Here is a 25,633-nt window from a genome sequence, read left to right as displayed (position 1 = left end):
CGTCAAAGCTGGCGTGAACACACCACGCCTCTGCCCCGCTGCCCTCTAGGCACCGGGGCTTTTTCATGTTCGACACCGTACTGATCGAAGAAAATAAAACGGTATATACTGTTTATATCGTTTAATTTTTTCGCTCGACATGAACACCAGCGCCAGCACCCAGGACGTCTCCACCACCGCCGCCAAGGCCACCGCACCGGCCGCCGCGGCCCCTGCAGCCAGCACCCCGCCCCCCGCCGTGGCCAGCCCCGCCGCTGCGGCCCCTTCGGCCAACAAGGCCGTGCGCAAGGCGCCTGCTGCACCCGCCACCGCCAGCAAGGCTGCCGCCCCCGCCAGCCCCAAGAAAGCAGCCCCCGCCCAAGTGAAAGCTGCGGCAGTCAAAAAAGCAGCCGTGGCCCCCACCAAGGCGCCGGCCCCCAAGGCCGCCCCCGCCAAAGCAGTGACGCCCAAGCCGGCGGCCAAGCCCAGCCCAGCCGTGACCAAAACCGTTGCCGCACCGTCGCCCGTGCAAGCCAAGGCCGAGGCAGCCAAGAAGGCCAAGCCTGCCAAGGTCAGCAAGCCCGAGAAAACCAAGAAGGCGGTCGAAGTGGACACCAAACCCAAGAAGGCCAAGCTGGTACGTGACAGCTTCACCATCCCCAAGGACGAATTTGACGTGCTGGGCGAACTCAAGCAAAGCGCGCAAAAGCTGGGTCACTCGGCCAAGAAGAGCGAACTCTTGCGTGCCGGCGTCCGCCTGCTGGCTGGACTGAGCTCTGAAGCCCTGCTCAAGGCCCTGCAAGCCGTCCCATCGATCAAGACCGGCCGCCCCAAACAAGACAACGTCGCGGCAGCCCCCAAGGCCGCAGCGCGCAAAAACAAGGCTTAAGAACCTGGCGGCGCCCCTCGGAAGCGCCGCCGCCCCGAGCCCCATCCCGGGCCACCAACTGGGCACATCCCATCAAGGAAACGCCCCGCACGGCTGCTGCTGTGTGGGGCGTTTGTCTTGGCCTTGGCGTTTGGCGCTCAGAGCAGATCGGGCGTTTGCACCGTCACCACCACCGTCTGCGGCACGCCGAGACGCTCGCGGTAGCGCAGCCACCAGACAGCCCCCTTGCGCACCGCACATTCAGCTTCCGCCAAGCCCAGCAATTGCGAGATGGTCTGACCCAGCATAGGCTGATGCCCCACCACCAACACGGCACCTCGTTGGCGTGGCCATTGGGCCAGACCCAGCAAGTCCTCGGGACTGCCGCCAGGCAACAGCTCAGCGCGCAACTTGTACTTGCGCCCCAGGGCAATCGCAGTCTGCTCGGTGCGCCGCGCCGGGCTGCACAACACGCGCAAGCCCTCGGGCAGTTGCCGATCCAACCAGCCGGCCATGCGCATGGCCTGCTTTTCACCTTTTGGGGTCAAGCCTCGGGCCAGGTCCTCCATGGCCTCCTCGCCCTCAACGGCTTCGGCATGTCGCCACAAAATCAGATCCATGCGCCCTCTCCTGGAAGTCAGTTTTTCTTGGGCCGAGCATCGCTGCCGTAGCGGTCCATCAGGGCCTGCTGCACGCCATGTGCCTTGGCGCCCTGGCGTGGCACACGCTCGTAGCTGCCTTGAGGCGTCAACGCCCAGGCATCGCGGTCGTCATGCAGGTAGCCCACCAGGCATTCATCAATGATGCGTTGACGCAGCTCGGGGTCGGTGACTGGCCAGGCCACTTCGACCCGACGCAGCATGTTGCGGTTCATCCAGTCAGCGCTGGACAGGTAAAGGTGCTCTTGCTGACCTGCGCGGTAGTAGAAGACGCGCGAGTGCTCCAGAAAGCGCCCGATGATCGAGCGCACTCGGATGTTGTCCGTCTGCCCCGGCACCCCTGCAGGCAACATGCAGGCGCCACGGATGATGAGGTCGATGCTGGCCCCCCGTTGCCCCGCACGGATCAGGGCGCGGATCAGTGGCTCGTCGGTCAGCGCGTTCATCTTGGCCACGATGCGCCCGCCCTCGCCACGCTGCGCGGCCAGGCCGACCTCTTCAATGGCATCCAGCGTGCGCTGATGCAGGTAAAACGGAGCCATCCACAGGTGCTTGAGGCGCGGCAGCCGGTTTTGGCTGGCCAGGTGTGAGAACACCGCATCCATTTCGGCCGTCAACTCGGGCTGCGCCGTGAGGTAGCTGAGGTCGGTGTACAAGCGCGCTGTGCGGGGGTTGTAGTTGCCGGTGGACAGGTGGCCATAGCGGCGCAACTGGCGCCCTTCACGGCGCGTCACCAGCAGCATCTTGGCGTGGGTTTTCAAACCCACCACACCGTAAACCACCTGGGCGCCAATCGACTCCAGGGCTTCCGCCCAGTTGATGTTGGCCTCTTCGTCGAAGCGGGCCTTCAACTCCACCACGGCGGTGACCTCTTTGCCCCGACGCACCCCCTCGCGCAGCAATTCCATCAACTCGGAATCAGCACCTGTGCGGTAAATGGTTTGCTTGATGGCCAGCACTTGGGGGTCGTTGACCGCCTCGCGCAAAAAGCCCAGCACACCATCAAAGCTCTCGAAGGGCTGATGGATCAACACATCGCGCTGCGCCACCTGCTGGAAGATCGAGGTGCCCTGCTGCAGTTGGCGCGGCAGCGCCGCCTTCCAGGGGGGGAACAACAGCGCAGGGTCAGCGACCAAGTCGACCAACTGGGTCAGACGTACCAGATTCACCGGACCATGCACACGGTACAAGCCGCCCGCAGGCAGGTTGAACTGCGAGAGCAAAAAGTCAGACAAGAAGCCCGAACAACCCGCAGACACCTCCAGGCGCACAGCCTGGCCGTAGTTGCGGTGCTCCAGGCCCTGACGCAGCGCTGCGCGCAGGTCGCGCACGTCTTCTTCATCAAAGGCCAGATCAGAGTGGCGCGTGACACGGAACTGGGAGAACTCCGTCACCTGTCGGCCTGGAAACAGGTCGCTCAAATGCGACCGGATGACGCTGGACAAGCTGACAAAACTCGAGCCCTTGCCCACCACCTTGGACGGCATGCGGATGATGCGGGGCAACACGCGCGGCACCTTGACGATGGCCACCTCGTTGTCACGTCCGAAGGCGTCACTGCCTTGCAAGCGCACGATGAAGTTCAAGGACTTGTTGGCCACCTGGGGGAAGGGGTGGGCCGGGTCCAGACCCACAGGGACCAGGAGCGGCCGCACCTCGCGCTGAAAGTAGTCCGACACCCAGCGCCGCTGGGCGGAATTGCGCTCGCCATGCGACAGGATGCGGATTCCCCGGCGCGCAAAGGCCGGAATCAACTGGTCGTTGTAGAGGGCGTACTGCTGCTCCACCAACTGGTGGGCGCGCTCTGCCAGGGCTTCAAAGGAGTTGTGGCTGTAGGTGCCTTTGGGGTCACGCAGCTGCAGCGCAATCAAATGCGGCGCGGCCCGCACCTCAAAGAATTCGTCCAGGTTCGAGGACACGATGCACAAAAAGCGCAGCCGCTCCAACAGCGGCACATCGTCGCGGCGCGCCCAGTCCAGCACGCGGTCGTTGAAAGCCAGAATGCTGTGATCCCGGTCCAGCAAACTGACCTGGGCCTCCGGCCCCTCAGGTGAGGAATCGGACTTGGAAGGGGAATGGGGAATCAGCAAACCAGGACCTCGGACGGGGTCAGCGTCTGCGAGGTGCAGCCGACCAACCCCCAATGAAAAAACACGCGTCAGGCCGCACCAAGCACAGCCTCAAGTGCTCTTCATTATTAACATGTTTAATGAAAATTTGATGACAGAAATATGTCAGTTCATTTTTCATGTCATGCAAGCGTCAAATATCAATTTGAAGGTCTCGCCCATGGCACTCAAGCGGTCACCACCTGGACTTCAGTGCCTCGTGTTTGGGCGGTATCGGGGTTCCAGTGCACCAGTTCCAATCGGCCGTCCAGGTGCTCAACCAAGGCCGTGTGGCTTTCGACCCAGTCGCCATCATTGCAGTACAAGGTGCCATCAATGACCCGCATCTCGGCGCGGTGGATGTGGCCGCATACCACCCCCTGCAGGCCACGTCGACGGGCTTCGGCGGCCACGGCCACTTCAAAATCCATCACGTAGTTGAGCGCTTTTTTGACCTTGCCCTTGAGGTAGGCCGACAGAGACCAGTAAGGCAAGCCCAGTCGACCGCGCCAATGGTTGAGGTGCCGGTTCAGGCGCAGCAGCAGTTCGTAGAGGTTGTCCCCCAGGTAAGCCAGCCACTTCGCACACTGAATCACACCGTCGAAATGGTCCCCGTGGATGACCCAAAGACGGCGTCCGTCCAAGGTGGTGTGCACCGCTTGCTCTTGCACCTCAATGCCGCCAAAGGAATGGCCCACAAAGCCGCGGGCAAACTCGTCATGGTTGCCCGGAATGAAGATGATGTGGCAACCCTTGCGAGCCCGGCGCAACAGCTTTTGCACCACATCGTTGTGGGCTTGTGGCCAGTACCAGCGCCGGCGCAATTGCCAGCCATCAATGATGTCCCCGACCAGGTACAGCGTCTGGCTGGGGTGATGCTTGAGAAAGTCCAGCAAGGCCTCGGCCTGACAGCCTGGGGTACCCAGGTGCAGGTCCGAAATGAAAACGGCGCGGTAAGGCGGCGGTGATGCGTCCGCATCGGCCTCCGAATCACCCCCGGGCAGGCGCCCATCGGTCGCCCAATCCGCCAGTGCATCGAAGTTCAAACGCATCAGACACCCAGGAAGTGCTTGCGGTAGCGCGAAGGCAGGTCCGCGATGCGCATCAGCATCGGCAAATCAGCGGTGTTGAAATCAGGATCCCAGGCCGGCGCGCCCAGCACCCGAGCCCCCAGGCGCAAGTAGCCTTTGATGAGGGCCGGAGGGTCCACCACCAAGCTGGCATCGAGCTGCTCAACCGGCAAGGCCAGGCGGGGGAGAACGTGGTATTCGATCGGGGCCAGGTGCGTTTCACGCAGTTGGCGCCAGATGCTGGCGGCCGCATCGCCACTCACCACGCCGTTGTGCAGCATCGGTATGCTGGCGCAGCCGATCATGGTGTCGAGCTGGTTGCGCACCATGAACTCGGCCAAAGCCCCCCACAAGGCCATGATCACGCCACCTTGGCGGTGGGCTGGGTGCACACAACTGCGGCCCAGTTCGACCATGCGCGAGCGCAGGCTGCGCAGACGGGTCAGGTCGAACTCCATGTCACTGTAGGTGCTGCCAATGCGCTTGGCCTGCACCGGGGTGAGCACGCGGTAGGTGCCAACCACTTGGCGTGTGCCAGCGTCGCGCACCAGCAGGTGCTCACAGTAGTCGTCGAACAGATCCACATCGTGCCCCGGGACCGAGGTGGCCAAACGGGCCCCCATTTCACCGGCAAAGATGTCGAACCTCAGTCGTTGGGCTTCCCGAACTTCGTCCAGGTGTCGGGCCCACGAAACTTCAATGCCCCCGCGCCCAGGCGCCACATCCGGCGCGCCGTACGGGCGGTCAACAGCGTGGTCGCGTGGATGAAGTGACCCCCGAGGTAAGGCCAGAGGGGACAAAGGGAAAGTCGGGTTGGGCAATTCTTTCATCGCGGTCTCCAGATCAACAGACCGAGCTGATCGGGACCGGGGTCGCCGCGCTCCGTCAAACGGGCCTGCGGACATCCAGCCGACCCCCTGGCTCACCAGCCTCCAGCGCCACCACGGCGTGAAGGACTTGGCCTGCACTGAGGAGGAGTCTCGCCAGTCAGAGTGACCTCTCCATGTCACTCAAACGGCAAATTGATGACAGGGCCAGCCCTGCGAGGACCCGCTCATGCCCTGAACAGTTGCGCTGGTCTTGACGACCGAGAGGCCAGAGGCATGGCCTTGAGCCTGGTCTGGTGATTCGCCCAAGCCCGCCTTGCGCGGGCTCCGATGGCTCACGCGCTGCGAGCGGCTTCAGCCAGGCGGTTGGCCAGGCTGGAGGCCTGGTTTTCGTCTCGCGCTTCCACCATCACCCGCAGCAAAGGCTCGGTGCCACTGGCGCGGATCAGCACCCGCCCCTCACCCGCCAGCGCTTGCTCCACGGCGACGATCTCTTGCTGCAGCAGCGCGTTTTGCTGCCACTTCTGGTCGGGACGCAAACGCACGTTGATCAGGGTCTGCGGGAACAAGCGCAGTGCGCTCAACCACTGAGGCAGGGTGCGGCCGCTGCGCACACAAGCCTGCAGCACTTGCAGGGCGCTGATCAAGCCGTCACCTGTGGTGTGGCGATCCAGCGCCAGCAAGTGGCCCGAGCCCTCACCGCCCAGCTGCCAGCCCTTCTGCTCGAGTTGCTCCAGCACATAGCGGTCCCCCACCTTGGCTCGAACAAAGTCGATGCCCTTGTCACGCAGCGCCAACTCCACCGCCATGTTGGTCATCAAAGTGCCCACCACCCCGGGCACGGGCAGGCCCCGCTCCAGACGGTCCACGGCCAGCAAGTAAAGCAACTCGTCCCCGTTGTACAGGCGCCCGGTGGCATCGACCATTTGCAGGCGGTCGGCATCGCCGTCCAGGGCAATGCCCAGGTCTGCCTGGTTGGCCCGCACTGAGCGCACCAAGGCTTCAGGGTGGGTCGCGCCGACCTCGTGGTTGATGTTGAGGCCATCAGGCGCACAGCCCATGGCAATGACTTCGGCGCCCAGTTCGTGAAAGACCTTGGGCGCAATGTGGTAGGCCGCACCGTGTGCCGCGTCAACCACGATGCGCAGGCCCTTGAGGGTCAGCTCGTTGGCAAACGTGCTCTTGCAGAATTCAATGTATCGGCCTGCGGCATCGTCCAAACGGCGCGCCTTGCCCAGGGAGGCTGAATCGGCCCAGACCGGGTCTTCCTGCAAGGCGGCCTCGACGTCGAGCTCCCAGCTGTCAGGCAGCTTGGCCCCCTGCGCGCTGAAGAACTTGATGCCATTGTCTTGAAAGGCATTGTGGCTGGCACTGATGACCACGCCCAGGCTGGCCCGCTGGGCGCGGGTCAAGTAGGCCACGCCAGGTGTGGGCAAGGGGCCCAACAACACCACATCGACGCCTGCGGAATTGAAGCCAGATTCAAGTGCGCTCTCCAGCATGTAGCCCGAGATGCGGGTGTCCTTGCCAATCAGCACCGTCGGGCGGGATTCGTTCTGGCGCAGGACCCGGCCCACGGCATGGGCCAGTCGCAACACAAAATCAGGGGTGATGGGGGCCTGGCCCACGGTGCCTCGAATGCCGTCGGTGCCGAAATAAAGTCGTGTCATGTTTTTTTAGTCTGAATGGGACGCGTGAACAGAGCTTGAATGTACGGGACTTGGCGACGCCTGCGCCTGACGCACCGCCTGCCATACCTGGAGAGCTGCCACCGTCTCCCGAACGTCGTGCACGCGCAGCACGCGCGCACCCCGGTCGGCGGCGAGCACGGCAGCGGTGGTGCTGGGCACCAGGCGGTCTTCGACCGGCAAACCGGTGACCGCGCCCAGCGAAGACTTGCGTGACCAACCTGCCAACCAAGGCCAGCCGCTTTGGTCCAGCTCATGCTGACGGGACAGCAAGGCAAAGTTTTGCTCGACGGTTTTGCCAAAGCCCACGCCGGCATCGAGCACGATGCGATCACGTGCCACGCCGCAGGCCATCAGGCCTGCGCTCGCGTCATGCAAAAAGGCCAGCACCTGGGGCAGCACATCGCCCTCCATGGGCAAGACCTGCATGGTTTGGGGGTCGCGGTGCATGTGCATCAGGCACACGCCGCAGCTGGGGTGGGCGGCCACCACGTCACGGGCACCAGGTTGGCGCAATGCCCAGATGTCGTTGACGATGTCCACCCCCAGGTCGAGCGCACGCTGCATGACCTCAGGCTTGTAGGTGTCGACCGAGAGCGGGACCTCCCAACGGACCAACTCGCGCAACAGAGGCCCAATGCGGGCCCATTCCTCGTCCAGGCCCACGGCGGGGCTGCCCGGTCGGGTGGACTCACCACCGATGTCGAGCAGGTCGGCCCCTTGCTCGAGCAAGAGCCGAGCATGGTCCACCGCCTGCTGCAAGCTGGCATGCTGGCCGCCATCCGAAAACGAATCCGGCGTGGCGTTGACGATGCCCATCACCAAGGGGCGATTCAACTCAAGTCGAAAGCGAGAGGTTTGCCAGAACATGAAGGAGTGGGCTTTGCCAGTCTGAAATGAGAAACGGGGCCGATCAAGGCCCCGTTCGAAGGAATGCAGCGCCTGGTTGAAACAGGCACTGCCAAGTCGCATCAGGCGGCGCTGGGAGCCGGGTCGGTGCTGACCGCCGGGGTACCGCCGCCGCTGCCGTCACCCCCGGTGGGGGGCACACGCGGGGTCCAGTCCTTGGGCGGACGGGGGACCTTGCCGGCCATGATGTCGTCGAGTTGTTCACCGTCGATGGTTTCCCACTCGAGCAAGGCCTTGGCCATGGCGTGCATCTTGTCGCTGTGCTCCTCGATCAGGCTGCGCGCCAGGGCGTACTGCTGGTCGATGATTCGGCGCACTTCAGCGTCGACCTTCTGCATGGTCTGCTCGCTCATGTTGGTGGTCTTGGTCACCGAGCGGCCCAGGAAGACTTCGCCTTCGTTTTCAGCGTAGACCATGGGGCCCAGGGACTCAGTCATGCCATAGCGCATGACCATGTCGCGGGCGATGTGGGTGGCACGCTCAAAGTCGTTGGAAGCACCCGTGGTCATTTGATTCATGAACACTTCTTCAGCGATGCGACCACCGAACAACATGCTGATTTGGTTGAGCATGTAATCACGGTCGTAGCTGTAGCGGTCTTGCGCCGGCAGGCTCATGGTGACGCCCAGGGCGCGACCACGCGGAATGATGGTGACCTTGTGCACCGGATCGCACTTGGGCAGCAACTTGCCGATCAAGGCGTGACCCGACTCGTGGTAGGCCGTGTTGCGGCGCTCTTCCTCGGGCATGACCATGCTCTTGCGTTCCGGGCCCATGAGGATCTTGTCCTTGGCCTTCTCGAAGTCCTGCATCTCGACGGTGCGGGCATTGCGGCGCGCGGCCATCAGCGCGGCTTCGTTGCACAGGTTGGCCAGGTCGGCACCGCTCATGCCAGGGGTGCCACGGGCAATGATGCCGGGGTTGACGTCCTGACCCACGGGCACCTTGCGCATGTGCACATTGAGGATCTGTTCGCGGCCACGGATGTCAGGCAGGGTCACATAGACTTGGCGGTCGAAGCGCCCCGGGCGCAGCAGCGCGGCGTCCAGGATGTCCGGGCGGTTGGTCGCGGCCACCACGATCACACCGAGGTTGGTTTCAAAACCATCCATCTCGACCAGCATCTGGTTGAGAGTTTGTTCGCGCTCGTCGTTACCGCCACCCAAACCAGCGCCACGCTGGCGACCCACGGCATCGATTTCGTCGATGAAGATGATGCAGGGTGCGTTTTTCTTGGCGTTCTCGAACATGTCGCGCACGCGGGCTGCGCCCACACCGACGAACATTTCAACAAAGTCAGAACCCGAGATGCTGAAGAAAGGCACTTTCGCTTCGCCAGCAATCGACTTAGCCAGCAAGGTCTTGCCGGTGCCCGGAGGGCCCACCAGCAGCAAACCACGTGGGATGCGACCCCCGAGCTTCTGGAATTTTTGCGGGTCCTTGAGGAAGTCGACGACTTCCTTGACTTCTTCCTTGGCCTCGTCGCAACCCGCCACGTCTGCAAAAGTGACTTGGTTGTTGTTCTCGTCCAGCATGCGGGCCTTGCTCTTGCCGAAGCTGAACGCCCCGCCCTTGCCGCCGCCTTGCATCTGACGCATGAAGTAAATCCAGACACCGATCAGCAGCAGCATCGGGCCCCAGCTGACCAGCAAGGTCATGAGCAGAGAGCCTTCTTCACGCGGCTTGACGTCGAACTTGACGTTGTTGCTGATCAGGTCGCCCACCAGACCGCGATCCAGGTAAGTGGCCGTGGTGCGCAGCTTGCGGTCGTCGTTGGTGACCGCCACGATCTCGGTGCCGCCCTGGCCTTCTTGGATGGTGGCGCTCTTGATCCGGTTGCCACGAACTTCTTCAAGGAAGTCGGAGTAACCGACGTAGCCGGCACTGGCCGAACCACGGGTGTCGAACTGCTTGAAAACAGTGAACAGCACCATGGCAATCACAAGCCAGACGGCAATTTTCGAAAACCACTGATTGTTCAAGCGGGGCTCCAGAAGCGAATGTCAAGGAAGGAAACTTGGGGCCCATTTTAGGCCTTTCAAGTCGCGGGCCGATCGCTTTTATTGATCGCGCCCATGGGCCCAGCAAGGGTTTTGACTGGGATTTACCCGATTTTCTTGACCTGGCTCAGGCCTGGGCCGGTTTCTTGAGGCCAATACCGATCAAGAAAGTCTCCGAAGATTTGTCACGCGAGGACTTGGGCTTGATCGGTTTGACCACCCGAAAGGTGTCCTTGAACAACTGAACCAGCTGCGTGTACCCACTGCCATGGAACACCTTGGTCACCAAAGCCCCTTCAGATTTGAGGTGCTTCTGTGAGAACTCAATGGCCAATTCAACCAGGTGCGCGATGCGAGCGGCGTCGACGTTTTCGACGCCTGACAGGTTGGGCGCCATGTCCGACACGACCACGTCCACGGGTCGGCCCTGCACCACCGATTCGAGCTGCGCCAGCACACTGTCTTCGCGGAAGTCACCCTGGATGAAGACCACACCTTCAATGGGTTCCATCGGCAGCAGATCGAGCGCGATGATGGCGCCGTTGAGGGCCCCCACGGCCGCGCCCGCAGGCGACAAGCGTCGGCGCACGTATTGGCTCCAGGCGCCAGGTGTGGAGCCCAGATCGACCACCAAGTGGCCCGGCTTGATCAGCCCCAGGGTTTCATCGATTTCCTTGAGCTTGTAGGCCGCTCGCGCCCGGTAGCCATCGCGGGCCGCCTGCTTGACGTAGGGGTCGTTGACGTGGTCGTTCAACCATGCCTTGTTGACTTTTTTGCTCTTCGTTTTGATCTTCATATGTCCTTGCCGGCGGTACTACCGCCAGGTCACCCTGGTTCACGGGGCGGCCAAGCCCGATAATACGGCCATGCCCCAAATTCAACTTACCCCAGCCCAGCGCCGGGAACACCGGGCCGATGCCCACCACCTTGACCCCGTCGTGCTCATCGGCGGCGATGGCCTGACCCCTGCTGTCAAGAAGGAAGTCGACCTCGCACTGAACTCGCACGGCCTCATCAAGGTCCGCGTGTTCTCCGACGACCGCGCGGGTCGCGAACTCATCTACCAAACGCTGGCCGATGAACTCAATGCCGCACCGGTGCAGCACATCGGCAAGCTGCTGGTGCTGTGGCGCCCGCAACTCGAAAAAGAGCGCCCTGAAAACGAAGACCGCATGCCCGGTCCGCGTGACGTGAAGGTGCTCAAGTACAGCAAGCGCGCAGGCCACAAGCCTGAGGTCAAAACCCTGCGAGTCCTTGGCAACCAGCGTTTGACTGCTGGCGGCCAGGTCAAGCGTGCCAAGCCCAAGCAGACCTCCATCAAGAAACGCCAGTCCGACTGAGCCCATGAGCGTCACGTCGGACACGCCGCCCTCGCCCAAGGGCGAGCGCCATGTCATCTGCATGAAATGGGGCACGAAATACGGCCCCGAATACGTCAATCGCCTCTACGCCATGGTGCGTCGCCACCTGCGTGGCGACTTTCGTTTTGTCTGCCTGACCGACGACACCACGGGCATCCGAAGCGAGGTGCAGTGCTTGCCCATCCCCGCCCTGGACCTGCCTGCCGGCATTCCCGAGCGCGGCTGGACCAAACTGGCCACCTTCAGCGCCGACCTGCACGGCTTGCGCGGCACCGCCCTGTTTCTCGATGTCGATGTGGTCGTCACCGGTTCTCTGGACGAGTTCTTCACCCAACCGGGTGAATTCCTCATCATCCACGACTACAAGCGCCCCTGGCGCATCACGGGTAACTCGTCCGTGTACCGCTTCCAACTGGGCGCCCACCCCGATGTCCTGAGCTACTTTCGCGAACACTTCGAAGAGATCCGTCAGCGCTTCCGCAACGAACAGGCCTACCTGTCCGATGTGCTGCACCGCCAGGGCAAGCTGGGCTACTGGCCTGCGTCTTGGTGCCCCAGCTTCAAGTACCACTGCATCCCCCGGTGGCCAAGCAATTACTGGCGCGCGCCCTTTGTGCCCGAAGGCGCGAAGGTGGTGATTTTCCACGGTGAATGCAATCCGCCCGACGCTTTGGCCGGACGACGCAACCGCCGCTTTCGCTTCATTCAACCGGCCACCTGGGTGGCCGAACACTGGCGCGAAGACTGAAGCCCAGACGCCCCAACCTGCCCACACGGGCAGGCGGGCTCAATCGGTCCGCTGCGACGGTCCCGCCAAGCGCCAAAACACGGCCGCCGTCAGCAACCACTGCAACGCATAAAGACCCGTGCCCACACCGTGCCACAGAGCGAGGTTGTCACGCGCCACAATGCGCGGGGCCACCGCGAACTCGGACAGCAAGGCCAGGAGCATGGCCGCCAGCACCAGACCCAGGTTGGCTTTGGCCCAGGTCGCCAACGTGGTCTCGCCCCGAGGACGCGACAACATCAAAAGCAACAAGCCGCAACCCAGGCCGACCCAGGTCTGCGCGGCAAACAGCTTGGCAGCCATGGCCCCCGCCACCGCAGGTGTCGCCAGGTGGGCAAACAACATCGGTACGACCCAAAATCCGACCGTGCTGAGGCTGCCCCACCAGAGGCCCGCCAACATCAGGGGCAAACGGCTTCTCCACATGGGATCAGCCGGCTTCAGAGGTAGTGAACCGCAACGATTTCGTAGCGCTTGACGCCACCAGGCGCCTGCACTTCAGCGACATCGCCCTCTTCCTTGCCAATGAGTGCCCGCGCGATCGGGCTGGACACATTGATCAGGCCTTGCTTGAGGTCAGCTTCATCCTCACCCACGATCTGGTACTTGACCGCGTCGCCCGTGCTTTCTTCTTCCAGCTCCACGGTCGAACCAAACACCACCTTGCCACCGGCATCGAGCTGGCTCGGGTCAATGACTTGGGCTGCTGACAGCTTGCCTTCGATTTCTTGGATCCGGCCTTCGATGAAGCCTTGGCGGTCCTTGGCGGCGTCGTATTCGGCGTTTTCGCTCAGGTCGCCTTGGGCACGCGCCTCGGCGATGGCATTGATGACCCAGGGGCGGTCAACGGTCTTGAGGCGGTGCAGTTCTTCCTTCAGCTTCTCTGCGCCACGCTTGGTGATGGGGATGGTAGCCATGGGCCTTACTCCGTCATTGATTCGGGGATGAGCCTGCCCTGACAAGCGCCAGGGCAGGCCCAAAAGCAAACCGCCGCACGTTGCCGCGCGGCGGTGTTTCATTCAGCGGTGGATTATGCCGTGATTCACACGGCTTGCCCCACCGTCCAGGGCGCTCAGGAGGCCTGCAATTGGGCGTGCAGTTCCTGCACCGAGTACACGTCCAGGTTGTCCATGTACTTCATGCCTTCCACTGCGGCTTCAGCACCAGCGATGGTGGTGAAGGTGGTGACACGCGCCAGCAGCGAGCTGGTGCGGATCTGACGCGAGTCAGCAATGGCGTTGCGGCGCTCTTCGACCGTGTTGATGACCAAGGCAATCTCGTTGTTCTTGATCATGTCCACGATGTGCGGGCGGCCTTCGGTGACCTTGTTGACCGTCACGCAAGCAATGCCAGCGGCCGTGATGGCGGCAGCCGTGCCCTTGGTGGCCACCAACTCAAAACCTTGGGCCACGAGTTGACGCGCCACTTCGACAGCGCGCGCCTTGTCGTTGTTCTTCACCGTCAGGAAAGCCTTGCCCGAACGCGGCAGCTTGGTGCCGGCGCCCAGTTGGCTCTTCACGAAGGCTTCACCAAAGGTCTTGCCCACGCCCATGACTTCACCGGTCGACTTCATTTCTGGGCCGAGGATGGTGTCCACGCCCGGGAACTTCACGAACGGGAACACGGCTTCCTTGACGCTGAAGTACGGCGGGGTGACTTCGGCGGTGATGCCTTGCGAGGCCAGGGTCTGACCCGCCATGCAGCGGGCCGCCACCTTGGCCAATTGAATGCCCGTGGCCTTGGACACGAAGGGCACCGTGCGCGAAGCACGCGGGTTGACTTCGAGCACGTAGATCACGTCCTTGCCGTCGATGTGCTGGATGGCGAACTGCACGTTCATCAAGCCCACCACATTCAAGGAGGCCGCCATGGCAGCACTTTGGCGCTTGATCTCGGTCACCGTTTCAGCGCTCAGGCTGTAAGGCGGCAGCGAGCAGGCAGAGTCACCGCTGTGCACGCCGGCTTGCTCGATGTGCTCCATCACGCCGCCGATGAAGGTCTTGCCTTCAGGGTCGCGCAGGCAGTCCACGTCGCATTCGATGGCGTCGTTCAGGAAACGGTCCAGCAGCACGGGCGAGTCGTTGCTCACCTTGACCGCTTCACGCATGTAGCGCTCCAGATCACGTTGCTCGTGCACGATTTCCATCGCGCGGCCACCCAGCACGTAGCTGGGGCGCACCACCAGGGGGTAACCCAAGGCGGCAGCCTTTTCCAGGGCTTCGGACTCGGTGCGGGCGGTGGCGTTCGGCGGCTGACGCAGACCCAGGTCTTGCAGCAGCTTTTGGAAGCGCTCACGGTCTTCCGCAGCATCGATCATGTCGGGGCTGGTGCCGATGATGGGCACGCCCTCGGCTTCCAGGCCCAGGGCCAGCTTCAAGGGAGTTTGGCCACCGTACTGGACGATCACGCCCACCGGCTTTTCTTTGTCGACGATCTCAAGCACGTCTTCGAGCGTCAGCGGCTCAAAGTACAGGCGATCCGAGGTGTCGTAGTCGGTGGAGACGGTCTCAGGGTTGCAGTTGACCATGATGGTCTCGTAACCGTCTTCGCGCATGGCCAATGCCGCGTGCACGCAGCAGTAGTCAAACTCAATGCCTTGACCGATGCGGTTCGGACCACCGCCGAGCACCATGATCTTCTTCTTGTCGGTCGGTTCGGCTTCGCACTCGTCTTCGTACGTGGAGTACATGTAGGCGGTGTTGGTGGCGAACTCGGCAGCGCAGGTGTCCACGCGCTTGTAGACCGGACGCACGCTCAGGGCACGGCGCGCATCGCGCACGGCCTTCTCATTGACCTTCAGCAGCTTGGCCAGACGGCGGTCCGAGAAGCCCTTCTTCTTGAGCATGCGCAAGGTGCCGGCGTCCAGGCTGGCCAGCGCGGCGTCGCCCTTGTCGGCGGCAAGTTGATCGAGTTCGAGTTCGATCTTGACGATCTCTTCGATCTGCACCAGGAACCAACGATCGATCTTGGTGAGGTCGAACACCTCATCCACCGACAGGCCCATGGCAAACGCGTCACCCACGTACCAGATGCGCTCGGGACCGGGCTCGCCCAGTTCCTTCTCGAGCACTTCGCGGTCCTGGGTTTTTTCGTTCATGCCATCGACGCCGACTTCCAGGCCACGCAGGGCTTTCTGGAAGGACTCTTGGAAAGTACGGCCCATGGCCATCACCTCGCCAACCGACTTCATTTGGGTGGTCAGGCGGCTATCGGCGGTGGGGAACTTCTCGAAGGCAAAACGCGGGATCTTGGTGACCACGTAGTCGATGCTGGGCTCGAAGCTGGCGGGCGTAGCGCCACCCGTGATGTCGTTGCGCAGCTCGTCCAGGGTGTAGCCCACGGCCAGCTTGGCCGCGACCTTGGCGATCGGGAAGCCGGTCGCCTTGGAAGCCAGTGCCGAAGAGCGCGAGACACGCGGATTCATTTCGATGACGATCATGCGACCGTCCTTCGGGTTGACCGAGAACTGCACGTTGGAGCCACCGGTGTCGACACCGATTTCACGCAGCACCGCCAGCGAGGCGTTGCGCATGATCTGGTATTCCTTGTCGGTCAAGGTCTGGGCCGGCGCCACGGTGATGGAGTCACCGGTGTGCACGCCCATGGGGTCCAGGTTTTCGATCGAGCAAACGATGATGCAGTTGTCCGCCTTGTCGCGAACCACTTCCATTTCGTACTCTTTCCAGCCCAGCAGCGACTCTTCGATCAGCAGCTCATTGGTCGGCGAAGCTTCCAGGCCGCGCTTGCAAATGATCTCGAACTCTTCGGCGTTATAGGCAATGCCGCCGCCGGTGCCGCCCAGCGTGAAGCTGGGGCGGATCACGGTGGGGAAGCCGACCGACTTTTGCACCGCCCAAGCCTCGTCCATGCTGTGGGCAATGCCCGAGCGTGCCGAACCCAGACCGATCTTGGTCATGGCGTCCTTGAACTTCAGGCGGTCTTCGGCCTTGTCGATGGCCTCGGGCGTGGCGCCGATCAGCTCGACCTTGTACTTGTCGAGCACGCCGTTGCGCCACAGGTCCAGCGCGCAGTTCAACGCGGTCTGACCACCCATGGTGGGCAGGATGGCGTCGGGACGTTCCTTGGCGATGATCTTCTCGACCGTCTGCCAAGTGATGGGCTCGATGTAGGTGACGTCGGCGGTGGCCGGGTCGGTCATGATCGTCGCAGGGTTGCTGTTGATCAAAATGACCTTGTAACCCTCTTCGCGCAAGGCCTTGCAAGCCTGCACGCCGGAGTAGTCGAACTCACAAGCCTGACCGATGATGATCGGGCCGGCGCCGATGATGAGAATGCTTTTGAGGTCTGAACGCTTAGGCATTATTGGTTCTCCTGGGCCTTGACCATCAATGCCGTGAAGCGATCGAACAGGTAGGAAATGTCATGGGGACCGGGCGAGGCTTCGGGGTGACCCTGGAAGCAGAAGGCCGGCTTGTCGGTGCGGGCCAGGCCTTGCAGCGTGCCGTCAAACAGGCTGACGTGGGTGGCGCGCAGGTTGGCCGGCAGCGACTTCTCGTCCACCGCGAAGCCGTGGTTCTGGCTGGTGATGCTGACGCGACCGGTGTCCAGATCCTTGACCGGGTGGTTGGCACCGTGGTGACCGAACTTCATCTTGAAGGTTTTGGCGCCCGAGGCCAGGGCCATGATCTGATGACCCAGGCAAATGCCGAAGGTCGGGATGCCGGTTTCGATCAGTTCAGCCGCCGCGGCGATGGCGTAGTCGCAAGGCTGCGGGTCGCCCGGGCCGTTGGACAGGAAGATGCCGTCGGGTTGGTACTTCAGCACCTCGGCAGCGGGGGTTTGCGCGGGCACCACGGTGACCTTGCAACCGCGCTCGGCCAGCATGCGCAGGATGTTCTTCTTGACGCCAAAGTCGTAGGCGACGACATGGAACTTCGGCTCGGCTTGCACGCCGTAGCCCGTGCCCAGCTTCCACTCGGTCTGGGTCCAGTCGTAGGCCGCAGGCACCGTCACCACACGGGCCAGGTCCAGCCCGGCCATGTTCGGTGCGCCCTGGGCAGCAGCCACGGCCTGGGCCACCAGGGCCGGCGTGACTTCTTGACCGGCAGCCAAACCAATGATGGCGCCGTTCTGTGCACCCTTGCTGCGCAGCAGGCGGGTCAGTTTGCGGGTGTCGATGTTGGCAATCGCCACCGTGCCTTCGCGCTGCAGGTAGGCCGACAGCGTGAGCGACATGCGGAAATTGGATGCCAGCAGGGGCAGGTCTTTGATGATCAGGCCAGCGGCGTGGATCTTCTCAGCCTCGACGTCTTCCTCGTTGACACCGTAGTTACCGATGTGCGGATACGTGAGGGTCACGATCTGCTGGCAGTAGCTGGGGTCAGTGAGGATTTCTTGGTAGCCGGTGATGGCGGTGTTGAACACCACTTCGCCGACTGTGGAGCCAGCGGCTCCGATCGAGTTGCCATAGAAGACCGTGCCGTCTGCGAGCGCCAGGATGGCGGGCGGGAAGCTTCCCTGTTGAGACAAAAGCACTGGGTTCTCCGAGTTGGTTACGGGTACGCCCAAGCGGATTCCGACGAGTTGCCTCTGTCGATGTGCTTTTGGAGGGAATGGCTGGAATGCGCTAGGGCGTCGGGTGTTGCGTGAAAGCCTCTCATTATAGCCGATCGGCATCCAAGCTGACGCTCAGATGACAATTTCGCCCGGATTTCGGGTATGAGAATTTCTAATGCGCCTGCACGGCAGAGGCATGCAAGCAAATGGCGGCCGCGGCGGCGACGTTCAAAGACTCCTCCCCACCCGGCTGCCCAATGCGCACAGACAAGGCCGCGCGGGCCATCAAGGCCTCGCCCACACCCTGCCCTTCATGGCCCATGGCCCAGGCACAGGGCCAAGGCAAGGTCTGTTGATGGATCAAAGCCCCTTGATGGGAACTGGTGACGATCAAGGGCAAGTCCAAGCGATCGAGATCTTCCACCGACTGTGCCTCGAGCAAGCGCAAACCAAAATGCGCCCCCATGCCGGCCCGCAGCACCTTGGGCGACCACAAGGCGGCGGTCCCTTTCAGTGCCAATACCTGGGCAAAGCCAAAAGCAGCTGCGCTGCGCAAGATGGAGCCCACATTGCCGGCATCCTGCACCCGATCCAGCACCACGGTCGGCACACCGGCTTGGGGCCCATCAAACACCGGCAACTCGATCACAAAGGCCAGCGGCGCAGGCGACTCCAGACCACTCAACTCCTTGAACAGGGCATCGGGCAGCACCAGGTTGCGCAAGGCATGTGCCGACCACTCCCAACCCGAACGAGCCCAGAACGATTCGCTGTACACCCCAAGAGCAGGTCGCAAGCCCCGCTGCAAAGCAGCGCGGCAGAGGTGATCGCCCTCCAGCCAGACACGGCCCTGCTTGCGGTAAGCGGTGCTGTCTTGCGAGAGGCGGCGCAACTCCTTGAGTTGAGGGTTGTCGCGCGAGGTGATGGAGACGGGGTCGGTGTTGGATGAGGTCACAGGCTGCATTGTCGCCCAGCCAGCAAGGCTTCAGCTTCGCGCACAGGCGCAAAAGTACGGCGGTGCTCAGGGCAAGGACCATGCTCACGCAAAGCGGCCAAGTGGGCCGCCGTGCCATAACCCTTGTGACCAGCAAAGCCGTAGTCGGGGTACTGAGCGTGCATCTGAGCACACCAACGATCCCGGTGGACCTTGGCCAGAATGGAGGCGGCCGAGATGGAGGGAATCAAAGAATCGCCCTTGACCACCGCCTCGGCCAAAACATCCAAGCGCGGCAGATGGTTGCCATCAACCATCACCTTGACCGGCTTCAGGCGCAAGCCCTCCACCGCCCGTCGCATGGCCAGCAAAGTGGCTTGCAGGATGTTCAGGCGGTCGATTTCTTCGACGCTGGCCTCAGCAATCGAGCAGCACAAGGCCTTGGCACGGATCTCATCAAACAGCTTTTCACGCCGCGCCGCACTGAGCTTTTTGGAGTCAGCCAAGCCCGCGATGGGACGCAGCTCGTCCAAGATGACAGCAGCGGCCACCACGGGGCCCGCCAAGGGCCCTCGCCCAGCCTCATCCACCCCGGCCTGAAGGCCAGGCGGGTCCCAACTCAAGGTGACTTGTTCAGCGTACAAGAAGCTTCTCGATCGCATCGGTGGCCAGGCGAGCCGTGTCGCGCTGCAGTTGTTCATGCAGATCCGTGAAGGTCTGCTCCAGGGCTTGCACCTCATCGGGGTGATCCAGCCAGTGCGTCACGGCGCGGGCCAAGGCCTCAGGCGTGGCCGCGTCTTGCAGCAACTCTGGCACCACGAAATCCTGCGCCAAGATGTTGGGCAAGCCCACCCAGGGCTGCAGCTTTTTGCCCTTCATGATTTGCCAGCTCAGCCAAGGCATGTTGTAGGCGATCACCATCGGGCGCTTGAACAAGGCCGCCTCCAGCGTGGCCGTGCCACTGGCGATCAAGGTCACGTCGCAAGCCGCCAAGGCGGCGTGGGACTGCCCCTCCAGCAGCGTCAGACAGCCGCCAGGGCTGGCATCCAAGCCTTCGGCCTGGGCCGCAGCCAGCACCTCGGCTCGCAAAGCAGGCAAGGTCGGCAAGACAAAGTGCAAACCAGGACGCGCCCCGCGCAACAAACGCGCCGCGGCAAAGAAACGCCGCGCCAGATAACGAATCTCGGCGCGCCGACTGCCAGGCAGCAAAGCCACCACAGTGCCTTCGGCAGGCAGACCCAGTCGCCCCCGTGCGGCCAGCCGGTCCGGTTGCATGGGGATCATCGAGGCTATCGGATGGCCCACATAGGTCGCAGGGACGCCGTGCTGGGCCAGCAAAGCCGGCTCAAAGGGGAAAATGCACAGCACCTCATCGGCGGCGCGGCGCAGCTTCTCGACCTTCTTGGCTCGCCAGGCCCAAAACGAGGGGCTGACAAAGTGAACGGTTTTGATTCCCGACTCGCGCAAGCGAATTTCGAGGTCAAAGTTGAAGTCCGGCGCATCCACGCCAATGAATGCATCAGGGCGCTGCACCAACAGGCGATCCCCCAAAGCACGGCGCATGGCCAACAGTTCACGCAGGTGCGGCAGCACCTCCACATAGCCCCGCACGGCCAGTTTGTGCTGCGGCCACCAGGCCTCAAAACCACGCTGGGCCATGGCGGGGCCGCCAATGCCTTGCGCGGCCAAATGGGGCCAACGGGACTTCAGGCCGTCGAGCAACAGGCCAGCCAAGAGGTCACCGGACGCTTCGCCGGCCACCATGGCGAAACGCGGATCCATGGTCATGCGAGGGTCAACGGACAATGCCGCGGTTGGGCGGCGTCTGCTCCAGGAAACCCAACATCATCTGCACGTCGGCGGAGGCTTCGGGGTGGCTTTCGGTGAGGCGGGAGATTTCGGTACAGGCCGCGTCCAGCGCCAAGTTGCTGCGGTACAGCAGCTTGTGAATGGCCCGCACTGCGGCCACTCGCTCAGCCGAAAAACCGCGACGGCGCAGGCCCTCGAAGTTCATGGTGCGCGCTTCGGCCGGCTGGCCTTGGCACATCACAAACGGCGGCAAATCGGCAAACAACAGCGAGCACATGGCCGTCATGCTGTGGGCGCCAATGCGCACAAACTGGTGGGCGACGGTGAAGCCACCCAAAATGGCCCAGTCCCCCACCACCACATGACCCGCCAGCTGCGAGTTGTTGGCGAAGATGGTGTGGTTGCCGACCAGGCAGTCGTGCGCCAGATGCACGTAAGCCATGATCCAGTTGTCATTGCCAATGCGGGTCACACCACCACCACCCGGCGAGCCAATGTTGAAGGTACAGAACTCACGGATGGTGTTGCGGTCACCAATGATCAGCTCGCAGGGCTCGTCGTCGTACTTCTTGTCCTGCGGGATCGCGCCCAGCGAATTGAACTGGAAGATGCGGTTATCGCAGCCGATCGAGGTGTTGCCCTCGATCACGCAATGGGGCCCCACCGTGGTGCCGGCCCCGATGATCACGTTCGGGCCAATGAGGGTGTACGCCCCCACGGTCACCGAGCTGTCCAGCTCGGCAGCGGGGTCGACGATGGCGGTCGGGTGAATTTGGGCCATGGGTTTGCTCCCCTTGCAGGTCAGGCGATGGTGCGCATCGTGCACATCAGTTCAGCTTCGCAGGCCACTTCATCGCCCACGCGGGTCACACCCTTGAACTTGAAGATACCCGCCTTCATGCGCTCCAGCGACACATCCATGATCAGTTGGTCGCCAGGCTCCACTGGACGCTTGAAACGCGCGCCGTCAATGCCTGCGAAGTAGTACACGGTCTTGTCGTCTGGCGTCACGCCCAAGGTGTCAAAGGCCAGCAAGGCGGCGGCTTGCGCCATGGCTTCAAGCATGAGCACACCCGGCATCACAGGGCGGTGCGGAAAGTGACCCACGAAGTAAGGTTCGTTGATGGAGACGTTCTTCAGCGCCTTGATGGTCTTGCCCTTTTCAACCGACAGCACGCGGTCCACCAACAGGATGGGATAACGGTGGGGCAGTTGCTTGAGGATCTGGTGAATGTCCAACATGGTGTTCTTCTTTAGGGATTGGGTTCAGTTTGGGCCGCTTCCAGCGCCTTGATGCGCTCGCGCAGGCTGTGCAATTGCTTCAGCGTGGCGGCGTTCTTCTCCCACTGGCGGTTCTCGTCCAACGGAAACACGCCAGTGTACTGGCCCGGCTTGTGCAAGGAGCGCATCACGACCGAGGCGGCCGACACATGCACATGGTCCGCCAGGCTCAGGTGGCCCAGAACCACCGCACCGCCGCCCACCGTGCAGTGGGCGCCAATGGTGGCGCTGCCTGCCACGCCGGCATTGCCCGCCATCGCAGTGTGCTCACCGATGCGCACGTTGTGGCCGATCTGGATCAGGTTGTCGAGCTTGACGCCATCGGCGATGACGGTGTCACCCAGCGCACCTCGGTCGATGCAGGTGTTGGCACCGATTTCCACGTCGTTGCCGATGCGAACCGCGCCCAACTGCTCGATCTTCTCCCATCGGCCGTCCACGGGTGCAAAACCAAAGCCGTCGGCACCAATCACCACACCGGGATGTACGATGCAGCGATCGCCGATGCTGCACCCTTCACTCACCGTGATGCGCGAATGGAGCACCGTGTCCGCACCAATGCGAGCGCCTCGTTCAATCACGCAGAGCGCGCCAATGCGAGCACTGGGGTCAACCTCCGCCTCGGGATGGATGACCGCACTGGGATGCACCCGCTGCGGATCAACGGGCCGCGTGACCTGCTTCCACCAGCGCGTCAGGCTGGCAAAGTAGGCATAAGGTTGGTCGGTGACGATGCAGGCGCCACGCGCCTGAGCCGACTCACGAAAAGCCGGCGCCACAATGACGCAAGCCGCCTGCGTCGTGGCCAGCTGTTGCTGGTAACGCGGGTGGCTGAGAAAGCTGATGGCATCGGCCTGCGCCGACTCCAAAGAGGCAATGCGGGCGATGGGCACAGAGGGGTCTCCGTGCAGTTCACCGCCCAAAGCTTCAACGATTTGACCCAGATGCAGGACCATGCCTGTCACCGGGATCACTTGCCGTTGGCGCCTGCAGAAGCTGCGCTGGCCGCGTTCAAGGCCTTGATGACCTTGTCGGTGATGTCGTGCTTGGGATTGATGTAAATCGCTTCTTGCAGAATCACGTCGTACTTCTCTGCTTCAGCCACTTGCTTGACCACCTTGTTGGCGCGGTCGATGACTTGTTGCAGTTCTTCGTTCTTGCGGGTGTTCAGGTCTTCCTGGAACTCGCGGCTCTTGCGTTGGAAGTCGCGGTCCTGATCGACCAACTGCTTTTGACGGCTGGTGCGTTGGGCTTCAGACAGGGTGGGCGCTTCACGCTCGAACTTGTCAGAGGCCGTCTTCAGGGTATTGCGGATGTCGACCAGGTCTTTCTCACGCTTGGCGAACTCAGCTTCCAGCTTGGCTTGGGCCGACTTGGCCATGTTGGCTTCACGGAAGATGCGGTCCGTGTTGACAAAACCCGCGCGGAATTCTTCGGCCATAGCCGGCAAAGCTGTCAAGGCAGAGAGGCCCAGCACAGCAGCCAGGGCCATTTGACGGGAAAAGGATTTCATTAGAAAGACGTTCCGATCTGGAATTGCAATTTCTGGATTCTATCGCCAGCGAACTTGCGTACCGGGTTGGCGATGGCAAATCGCAGGGGGCCCATAGGGGAAACCCAGCTCAAACCCACACCGACCGAGCCACGCATCTGACTGGTACTGATTTTTTCATTTTCACCGTAGATGTTACCCAGATCGGTGAAACCAAAGACACGCAAGGTGCGGTCATTGCCAGCGCCCGGGAAAGGTGCCGTCAATTCAGCGTTCAGCACCACCTTTTTGGCACCGCCGACGATGGCACCGGTCACGTCGTGTGGGCCCAAGGTGCCTTGGTCAAAGCCACGCACCGAACCCAAGCCACCGCCATAGAAGTTCTTGAACACGGGGAAGGGACGACCGCCCAGCCCCTTGCCCAGACCAATCTCACCGTTGAAGGCCAAGGTGAACTTCTTGTTCAGCGGAACGTACTGCTGGTACTGGTAGTTGTTGCGGGTGTAGCGGGCGTCACCCATCAAACCCAGTTCGGAGTTGAAACGCTGGTAACGGCCGCTATTGGGTGCCAAAGCGCTGTCGCGGTCGTCACGCGACCAACCCAGCGTCAAGGGAATGGCGCTGCTGGTGTAGCCATAGGTTTCGGCGTAGGTCAGGTACGCAGCGGGAATGTTGGTCCCCGGCTGGATGGTCGTCTGCTCCAGATTGAGGCCGACGAAAACCCGATCCACCTCACTGAACGGCACACCGAAACGCAGACCTGCCCCCGTGGTCACCAAGCGGTAGTTACCACCCTGGTCCGCATAGGGACGCAAAGCGCGGTGGTACACGTCCACCGTGCGCGAAATGCCATCCACGGTGAAGTACGGGTCGGTGGCGCTGACCGACACCACGCGGTTGTACTTGCTGGTGTTGATTTCAAAACCCAGGTAATTGCCCGAGCCGAAGATGTTTTCATTGCGGATGCTGAAGGACAGCGACACGCGTTCAGCGCTCGAAAAGCCTGCGCCCAACTGGATGCTGCCAGCGGGCTTTTCCGTCACGTTGATCGACAAGTCGATTTGGTCCGGCGAGCCCGGTACCTCTTGCGTCTCGATGTTGACGTCCTTGAAGAAGCCCAAACGGTCCACCCGGTCGCGCGACAAGCGGATGCGGTCAGCGTCGTACCAGGAGGCTTCAAATTGTCGGAATTCGCGGCGCACCACCTCATCACGGGTGCGGCTGTTGCCCGTCACCTGGATGCGACGCACATAGGCGCGACGCAGGGGCTCGGCGGCCAGCACAAAGGACACTCGGTTGGTGCTGCGGTCGATCTCGGGACGGGCTTCAACACGCGCAAAAGCGAAGCCGAAGTTACCGAAATAATCCGAGAAAGCCTTGGTGGTCTGGGCCACTGCATCGGCGTTGTAGGGCTCACCGGCGCGAATCGAAACCAGGGATTTGAATTCCTCTTCCTTGCCCAGGTAATCGCCTTCGAGCTTGACCGAAGACACCACGAAGCGCTCACCCTCGGTCACGTTGATGGTGATCGAAATGTCTTTCTTGTCGGGGGAGATGGCCACCTGGGTGGAGTCAATGCGAAACTCCAGGTAACCGCGTGACAGGTAGTAAGAGCGCAGGGTCTCCAGGTCGGCGTTGAGCTTGGCTCGGGCGTAACGGTCTGACTTGGTGTACCAGCTCAACCAGCCGCCGGTGTCCAGGTCAAACAGGCCACGCAGGGTCGACTCACTGAAGGCCTGGTTGCCCACCACACGGATGTCCTTGATCTTGGCAGGCTCGCCCTCCACCACCGAAAAGGTGATGTTGACGCGGTTGCGTTCGATCGGCGTCACCGTGGTCACCACCTCGGCACCGTAAAGGCTGCGGCTGATGTACTGGCGCTTGAGTTCTTGCTCGGCACGGTCGGCCAGGGCCTTGTCGAAGGGGCGGCCATCGGCCAAGCCCACGTCGCGCATGGCCTTTTTCATGGTGTCCTTGTCGAACTCCTTGATGCCCACGAAATCGAGGTCGGCCACCGTGGGGCGCTCTTCAACCACCACCACCAACACATTGCCATTGGCCTCCAGGCGCACATCCTTGAACAGGCCCAAGGCGAACAGCGCGCGGATGGCAGCAGAGCCCTTGTCATCGTTGTAGGTTTCACCCACACGGAACGGCAACGAAGCGAAGATGGTGCCGGGCTCAACCCGTTGCAAACCTTCGACGCGGATGTCTCCCACGGTGAATGGATCGAGCGCCCAGGCGGCGTGAGACGCCACGATCAAAGCAGCCACTGCAGCCACAGAGCGCAGGCGGAAACGGGTGAGTTGTATGTTCATGAATGAGCCGAGATCGCCGCGCTGAA

The 25,633-nt window shown here is 62.2% G+C and carries 23 protein-coding genes; 3 read left to right on the top strand and 20 right to left on the bottom strand.

All coding sequences use genetic code 11. The features are described 5' to 3' along the window. The first annotated feature begins 139 nt into the window (after window positions 1-139). Window positions 140-868: a hypothetical protein gene (locus PSQ39_RS05865; protein WP_273925783.1), complete on the top strand. Its 729-nt coding sequence runs from the start codon at window positions 140-142 to the stop codon at window positions 866-868. Between the two features lie 137 nt (window positions 869-1,005). Here the strand turns inward: PSQ39_RS05865 and PSQ39_RS05860 are convergent, their stop codons facing one another. The 8 genes from PSQ39_RS05860 to PSQ39_RS05825 form a co-directional block, all read right to left on the bottom strand. Next, the gene (locus PSQ39_RS05860; protein ID WP_273925782.1) at window positions 1,006-1,467 is read right to left on the bottom strand and encodes a SixA phosphatase family protein; all 462 of its coding nucleotides are present in this window, start codon (window positions 1,465-1,467) and stop codon (window positions 1,006-1,008) included. Between the two features lie 17 nt (window positions 1,468-1,484). After that, a complete protein-coding gene (gene ppk1, locus PSQ39_RS05855) occupies window positions 1,485-3,590 on the bottom strand; it encodes a polyphosphate kinase 1 (RefSeq protein ID WP_273926349.1) in 2,106 nt (701 codons plus the stop codon). A 212-nt stretch (window positions 3,591-3,802) separates the two neighbouring features. Then, entirely contained in the window at window positions 3,803-4,666 is an 864-nt protein-coding gene (locus PSQ39_RS05850) for a UDP-2,3-diacylglucosamine diphosphatase (RefSeq protein WP_273925781.1), read from the bottom strand. Next, entirely contained in the window at window positions 4,666-5,514 is an 849-nt protein-coding gene (locus tag PSQ39_RS05845) for a GNAT family N-acetyltransferase (protein WP_273925780.1), read from the bottom strand. The genes PSQ39_RS05850 and PSQ39_RS05845 overlap by 1 nt, the downstream gene beginning before the upstream one ends. 332 nt (window positions 5,515-5,846) lie before the next feature. Beyond that, complete coding sequence (gene glmM, locus PSQ39_RS05840) at window positions 5,847-7,181, bottom strand: phosphoglucosamine mutase (RefSeq protein WP_273925779.1); 1,335 nt, start codon at window positions 7,179-7,181, stop codon at window positions 5,847-5,849. Window positions 7,182-7,187: 6 nt separating this feature from the next. Continuing rightward, entirely contained in the window at window positions 7,188-8,069 is an 882-nt protein-coding gene (gene folP / locus PSQ39_RS05835; RefSeq protein WP_273925778.1) for a dihydropteroate synthase, read from the bottom strand. Between the two features lie 101 nt (window positions 8,070-8,170). Further along, window positions 8,171-10,090, bottom strand: a complete 1,920-nt coding sequence (gene ftsH, locus PSQ39_RS05830; protein ID WP_273925777.1) for an ATP-dependent zinc metalloprotease FtsH — start codon at window positions 10,088-10,090, stop codon at window positions 8,171-8,173. Window positions 10,091-10,235: 145 nt separating this feature from the next. Continuing rightward, window positions 10,236-10,904 (bottom strand): RlmE family RNA methyltransferase, encoded by a 669-nt coding sequence (locus PSQ39_RS05825; RefSeq protein ID WP_273925776.1) that lies wholly within the window; start codon window positions 10,902-10,904, stop codon window positions 10,236-10,238. 70 nt (window positions 10,905-10,974) lie between these two features. Here PSQ39_RS05825 and PSQ39_RS05820 point away from each other — a divergent pair, with 70 nt between their 5' ends. Continuing rightward, on the top strand, window positions 10,975-11,448 hold the full coding sequence (locus PSQ39_RS05820; RefSeq protein ID WP_273925775.1) for a YhbY family RNA-binding protein: 474 nt from the start codon (window positions 10,975-10,977) through the stop codon (window positions 11,446-11,448). A 4-nt stretch (window positions 11,449-11,452) separates the two neighbouring features. Further along, a complete protein-coding gene (locus PSQ39_RS05815; protein WP_273925774.1) occupies window positions 11,453-12,217 on the top strand; it encodes a glycosyltransferase in 765 nt (254 codons plus the stop codon). Between the two features lie 39 nt (window positions 12,218-12,256). Here the strand turns inward: PSQ39_RS05815 and PSQ39_RS05810 are convergent, their stop codons facing one another. The 12 genes from PSQ39_RS05810 to bamA form a co-directional block, all read right to left on the bottom strand. Continuing rightward, complete coding sequence (locus PSQ39_RS05810) at window positions 12,257-12,682, bottom strand: DUF4149 domain-containing protein (RefSeq protein ID WP_273925773.1); 426 nt, start codon at window positions 12,680-12,682, stop codon at window positions 12,257-12,259. 14 nt (window positions 12,683-12,696) lie between these two features. Further along, window positions 12,697-13,173, bottom strand: a complete 477-nt coding sequence (greA, locus tag PSQ39_RS05805; RefSeq protein ID WP_273925772.1) for a transcription elongation factor GreA — start codon at window positions 13,171-13,173, stop codon at window positions 12,697-12,699. 155 nt (window positions 13,174-13,328) lie between these two features. Further along, entirely contained in the window at window positions 13,329-16,577 is a 3,249-nt protein-coding gene (gene carB / locus PSQ39_RS05800; RefSeq protein WP_273925771.1) for a carbamoyl-phosphate synthase large subunit, read from the bottom strand. Continuing rightward, window positions 16,577-17,752 carry a glutamine-hydrolyzing carbamoyl-phosphate synthase small subunit gene (gene carA, locus PSQ39_RS05795; RefSeq protein ID WP_273925770.1) on the bottom strand — a complete coding sequence of 392 codons (1,176 nt, stop codon included), beginning with the start codon at window positions 17,750-17,752 and terminating at the stop codon, window positions 16,577-16,579. Before carA ends, carB begins: the two co-directional genes overlap by 1 nt. 193 nt (window positions 17,753-17,945) lie before the next feature. Beyond that, entirely contained in the window at window positions 17,946-18,737 is a 792-nt protein-coding gene (locus tag PSQ39_RS05790; RefSeq protein WP_409241995.1) for a TrmH family RNA methyltransferase, read from the bottom strand. Beyond that, window positions 18,725-19,369 carry a ribonuclease HII gene (rnhB, locus tag PSQ39_RS05785; RefSeq protein WP_273925768.1) on the bottom strand — a complete coding sequence of 215 codons (645 nt, stop codon included), beginning with the start codon at window positions 19,367-19,369 and terminating at the stop codon, window positions 18,725-18,727. Before rnhB ends, PSQ39_RS05790 begins: the two co-directional genes overlap by 13 nt. Next, window positions 19,341-20,495 carry a lipid-A-disaccharide synthase gene (gene lpxB, locus PSQ39_RS05780; RefSeq protein ID WP_273925767.1) on the bottom strand — a complete coding sequence of 385 codons (1,155 nt, stop codon included), beginning with the start codon at window positions 20,493-20,495 and terminating at the stop codon, window positions 19,341-19,343. The genes rnhB and lpxB overlap by 29 nt, the downstream gene beginning before the upstream one ends. 7 nt (window positions 20,496-20,502) lie before the next feature. After that, on the bottom strand, window positions 20,503-21,297 hold the full coding sequence (gene lpxA, locus PSQ39_RS05775; RefSeq protein WP_273925766.1) for an acyl-ACP--UDP-N-acetylglucosamine O-acyltransferase: 795 nt from the start codon (window positions 21,295-21,297) through the stop codon (window positions 20,503-20,505). A gap of 20 nt (window positions 21,298-21,317) precedes the next feature. Next, window positions 21,318-21,758 (bottom strand): 3-hydroxyacyl-ACP dehydratase FabZ, encoded by a 441-nt coding sequence (fabZ, locus tag PSQ39_RS05770; RefSeq protein WP_273925765.1) that lies wholly within the window; start codon window positions 21,756-21,758, stop codon window positions 21,318-21,320. An 11-nt stretch (window positions 21,759-21,769) separates the two neighbouring features. Then, window positions 21,770-22,753 (bottom strand): UDP-3-O-(3-hydroxymyristoyl)glucosamine N-acyltransferase, encoded by a 984-nt coding sequence (lpxD, locus tag PSQ39_RS05765; protein ID WP_273925764.1) that lies wholly within the window; start codon window positions 22,751-22,753, stop codon window positions 21,770-21,772. A 14-nt stretch (window positions 22,754-22,767) separates the two neighbouring features. Further along, the gene (locus PSQ39_RS05760) at window positions 22,768-23,310 is read right to left on the bottom strand and encodes an OmpH family outer membrane protein (RefSeq protein WP_273925763.1); all 543 of its coding nucleotides are present in this window, start codon (window positions 23,308-23,310) and stop codon (window positions 22,768-22,770) included. Then, entirely contained in the window at window positions 23,310-25,607 is a 2,298-nt protein-coding gene (gene bamA, locus PSQ39_RS05755) for an outer membrane protein assembly factor BamA (RefSeq protein ID WP_273925762.1), read from the bottom strand. Before bamA ends, PSQ39_RS05760 begins: the two co-directional genes overlap by 1 nt. Window positions 25,608-25,633: the final 26 nt, after the last annotated feature.

It is taken from the genome of Curvibacter microcysteis, from assembly GCF_028649455.1.
In the GTDB taxonomy this organism is placed as follows: Bacteria; Pseudomonadota; Gammaproteobacteria; order Burkholderiales; family Burkholderiaceae_C; genus Curvibacter; species Curvibacter microcysteis.
The sequence above is the reverse complement of the archived record's forward strand: the minus strand, read 5'-3'. Positions and strand labels throughout refer to the sequence as shown.

Coding starts and splice junctions, on each gene's coding strand:
- lpxA (WP_273925766.1), bottom strand. CDS start 21,297: ATGGCCCAAATTCACCCGACCGCCATCGTCGACCCCGCTGCCGAGCTG.
- PSQ39_RS05825 (WP_273925776.1), bottom strand. CDS start 10,904: ATGAAGATCAAAACGAAGAGCAAAAAAGTCAACAAGGCATGGTTGAAC.
- PSQ39_RS05760 (WP_273925763.1), bottom strand. CDS start 23,310: ATGAAATCCTTTTCCCGTCAAATGGCCCTGGCTGCTGTGCTGGGCCTC.
- carB (WP_273925771.1), bottom strand. CDS start 16,577: ATGCCTAAGCGTTCAGACCTCAAAAGCATTCTCATCATCGGCGCCGGC.
- PSQ39_RS05865 (WP_273925783.1), top strand. CDS start 140: ATGAACACCAGCGCCAGCACCCAGGACGTCTCCACCACCGCCGCCAAG.
- glmM (WP_273925779.1), bottom strand. CDS start 7,181: ATGACACGACTTTATTTCGGCACCGACGGCATTCGAGGCACCGTGGGC.
- PSQ39_RS05845 (WP_273925780.1), bottom strand. CDS start 5,514: ATGAAAGAATTGCCCAACCCGACTTTCCCTTTGTCCCCTCTGGCCTTA.
- rnhB (WP_273925768.1), bottom strand. CDS start 19,369: ATGCGATCGAGAAGCTTCTTGTACGCTGAACAAGTCACCTTGAGTTGG.
- PSQ39_RS05850 (WP_273925781.1), bottom strand. CDS start 4,666: ATGCGTTTGAACTTCGATGCACTGGCGGATTGGGCGACCGATGGGCGC.
- PSQ39_RS05860 (WP_273925782.1), bottom strand. CDS start 1,467: ATGGATCTGATTTTGTGGCGACATGCCGAAGCCGTTGAGGGCGAGGAG.
- PSQ39_RS05820 (WP_273925775.1), top strand. CDS start 10,975: ATGCCCCAAATTCAACTTACCCCAGCCCAGCGCCGGGAACACCGGGCC.
- greA (WP_273925772.1), bottom strand. CDS start 13,173: ATGGCTACCATCCCCATCACCAAGCGTGGCGCAGAGAAGCTGAAGGAA.
- PSQ39_RS05815 (WP_273925774.1), top strand. CDS start 11,453: ATGAGCGTCACGTCGGACACGCCGCCCTCGCCCAAGGGCGAGCGCCAT.
- lpxB (WP_273925767.1), bottom strand. CDS start 20,495: ATGACCATGGATCCGCGTTTCGCCATGGTGGCCGGCGAAGCGTCCGGT.
- bamA (WP_273925762.1), bottom strand. CDS start 25,607: ATGAACATACAACTCACCCGTTTCCGCCTGCGCTCTGTGGCTGCAGTG.
- PSQ39_RS05810 (WP_273925773.1), bottom strand. CDS start 12,682: ATGTGGAGAAGCCGTTTGCCCCTGATGTTGGCGGGCCTCTGGTGGGGC.
- PSQ39_RS05790 (WP_409241995.1), bottom strand. CDS start 18,737: ATGCAGCCTGTGACCTCATCCAACACCGACCCCGTCTCCATCACCTCG.
- folP (WP_273925778.1), bottom strand. CDS start 8,069: ATGTTCTGGCAAACCTCTCGCTTTCGACTTGAGTTGAATCGCCCCTTG.
- lpxD (WP_273925764.1), bottom strand. CDS start 22,753: ATGGTCCTGCATCTGGGTCAAATCGTTGAAGCTTTGGGCGGTGAACTG.
- fabZ (WP_273925765.1), bottom strand. CDS start 21,758: ATGTTGGACATTCACCAGATCCTCAAGCAACTGCCCCACCGTTATCCC.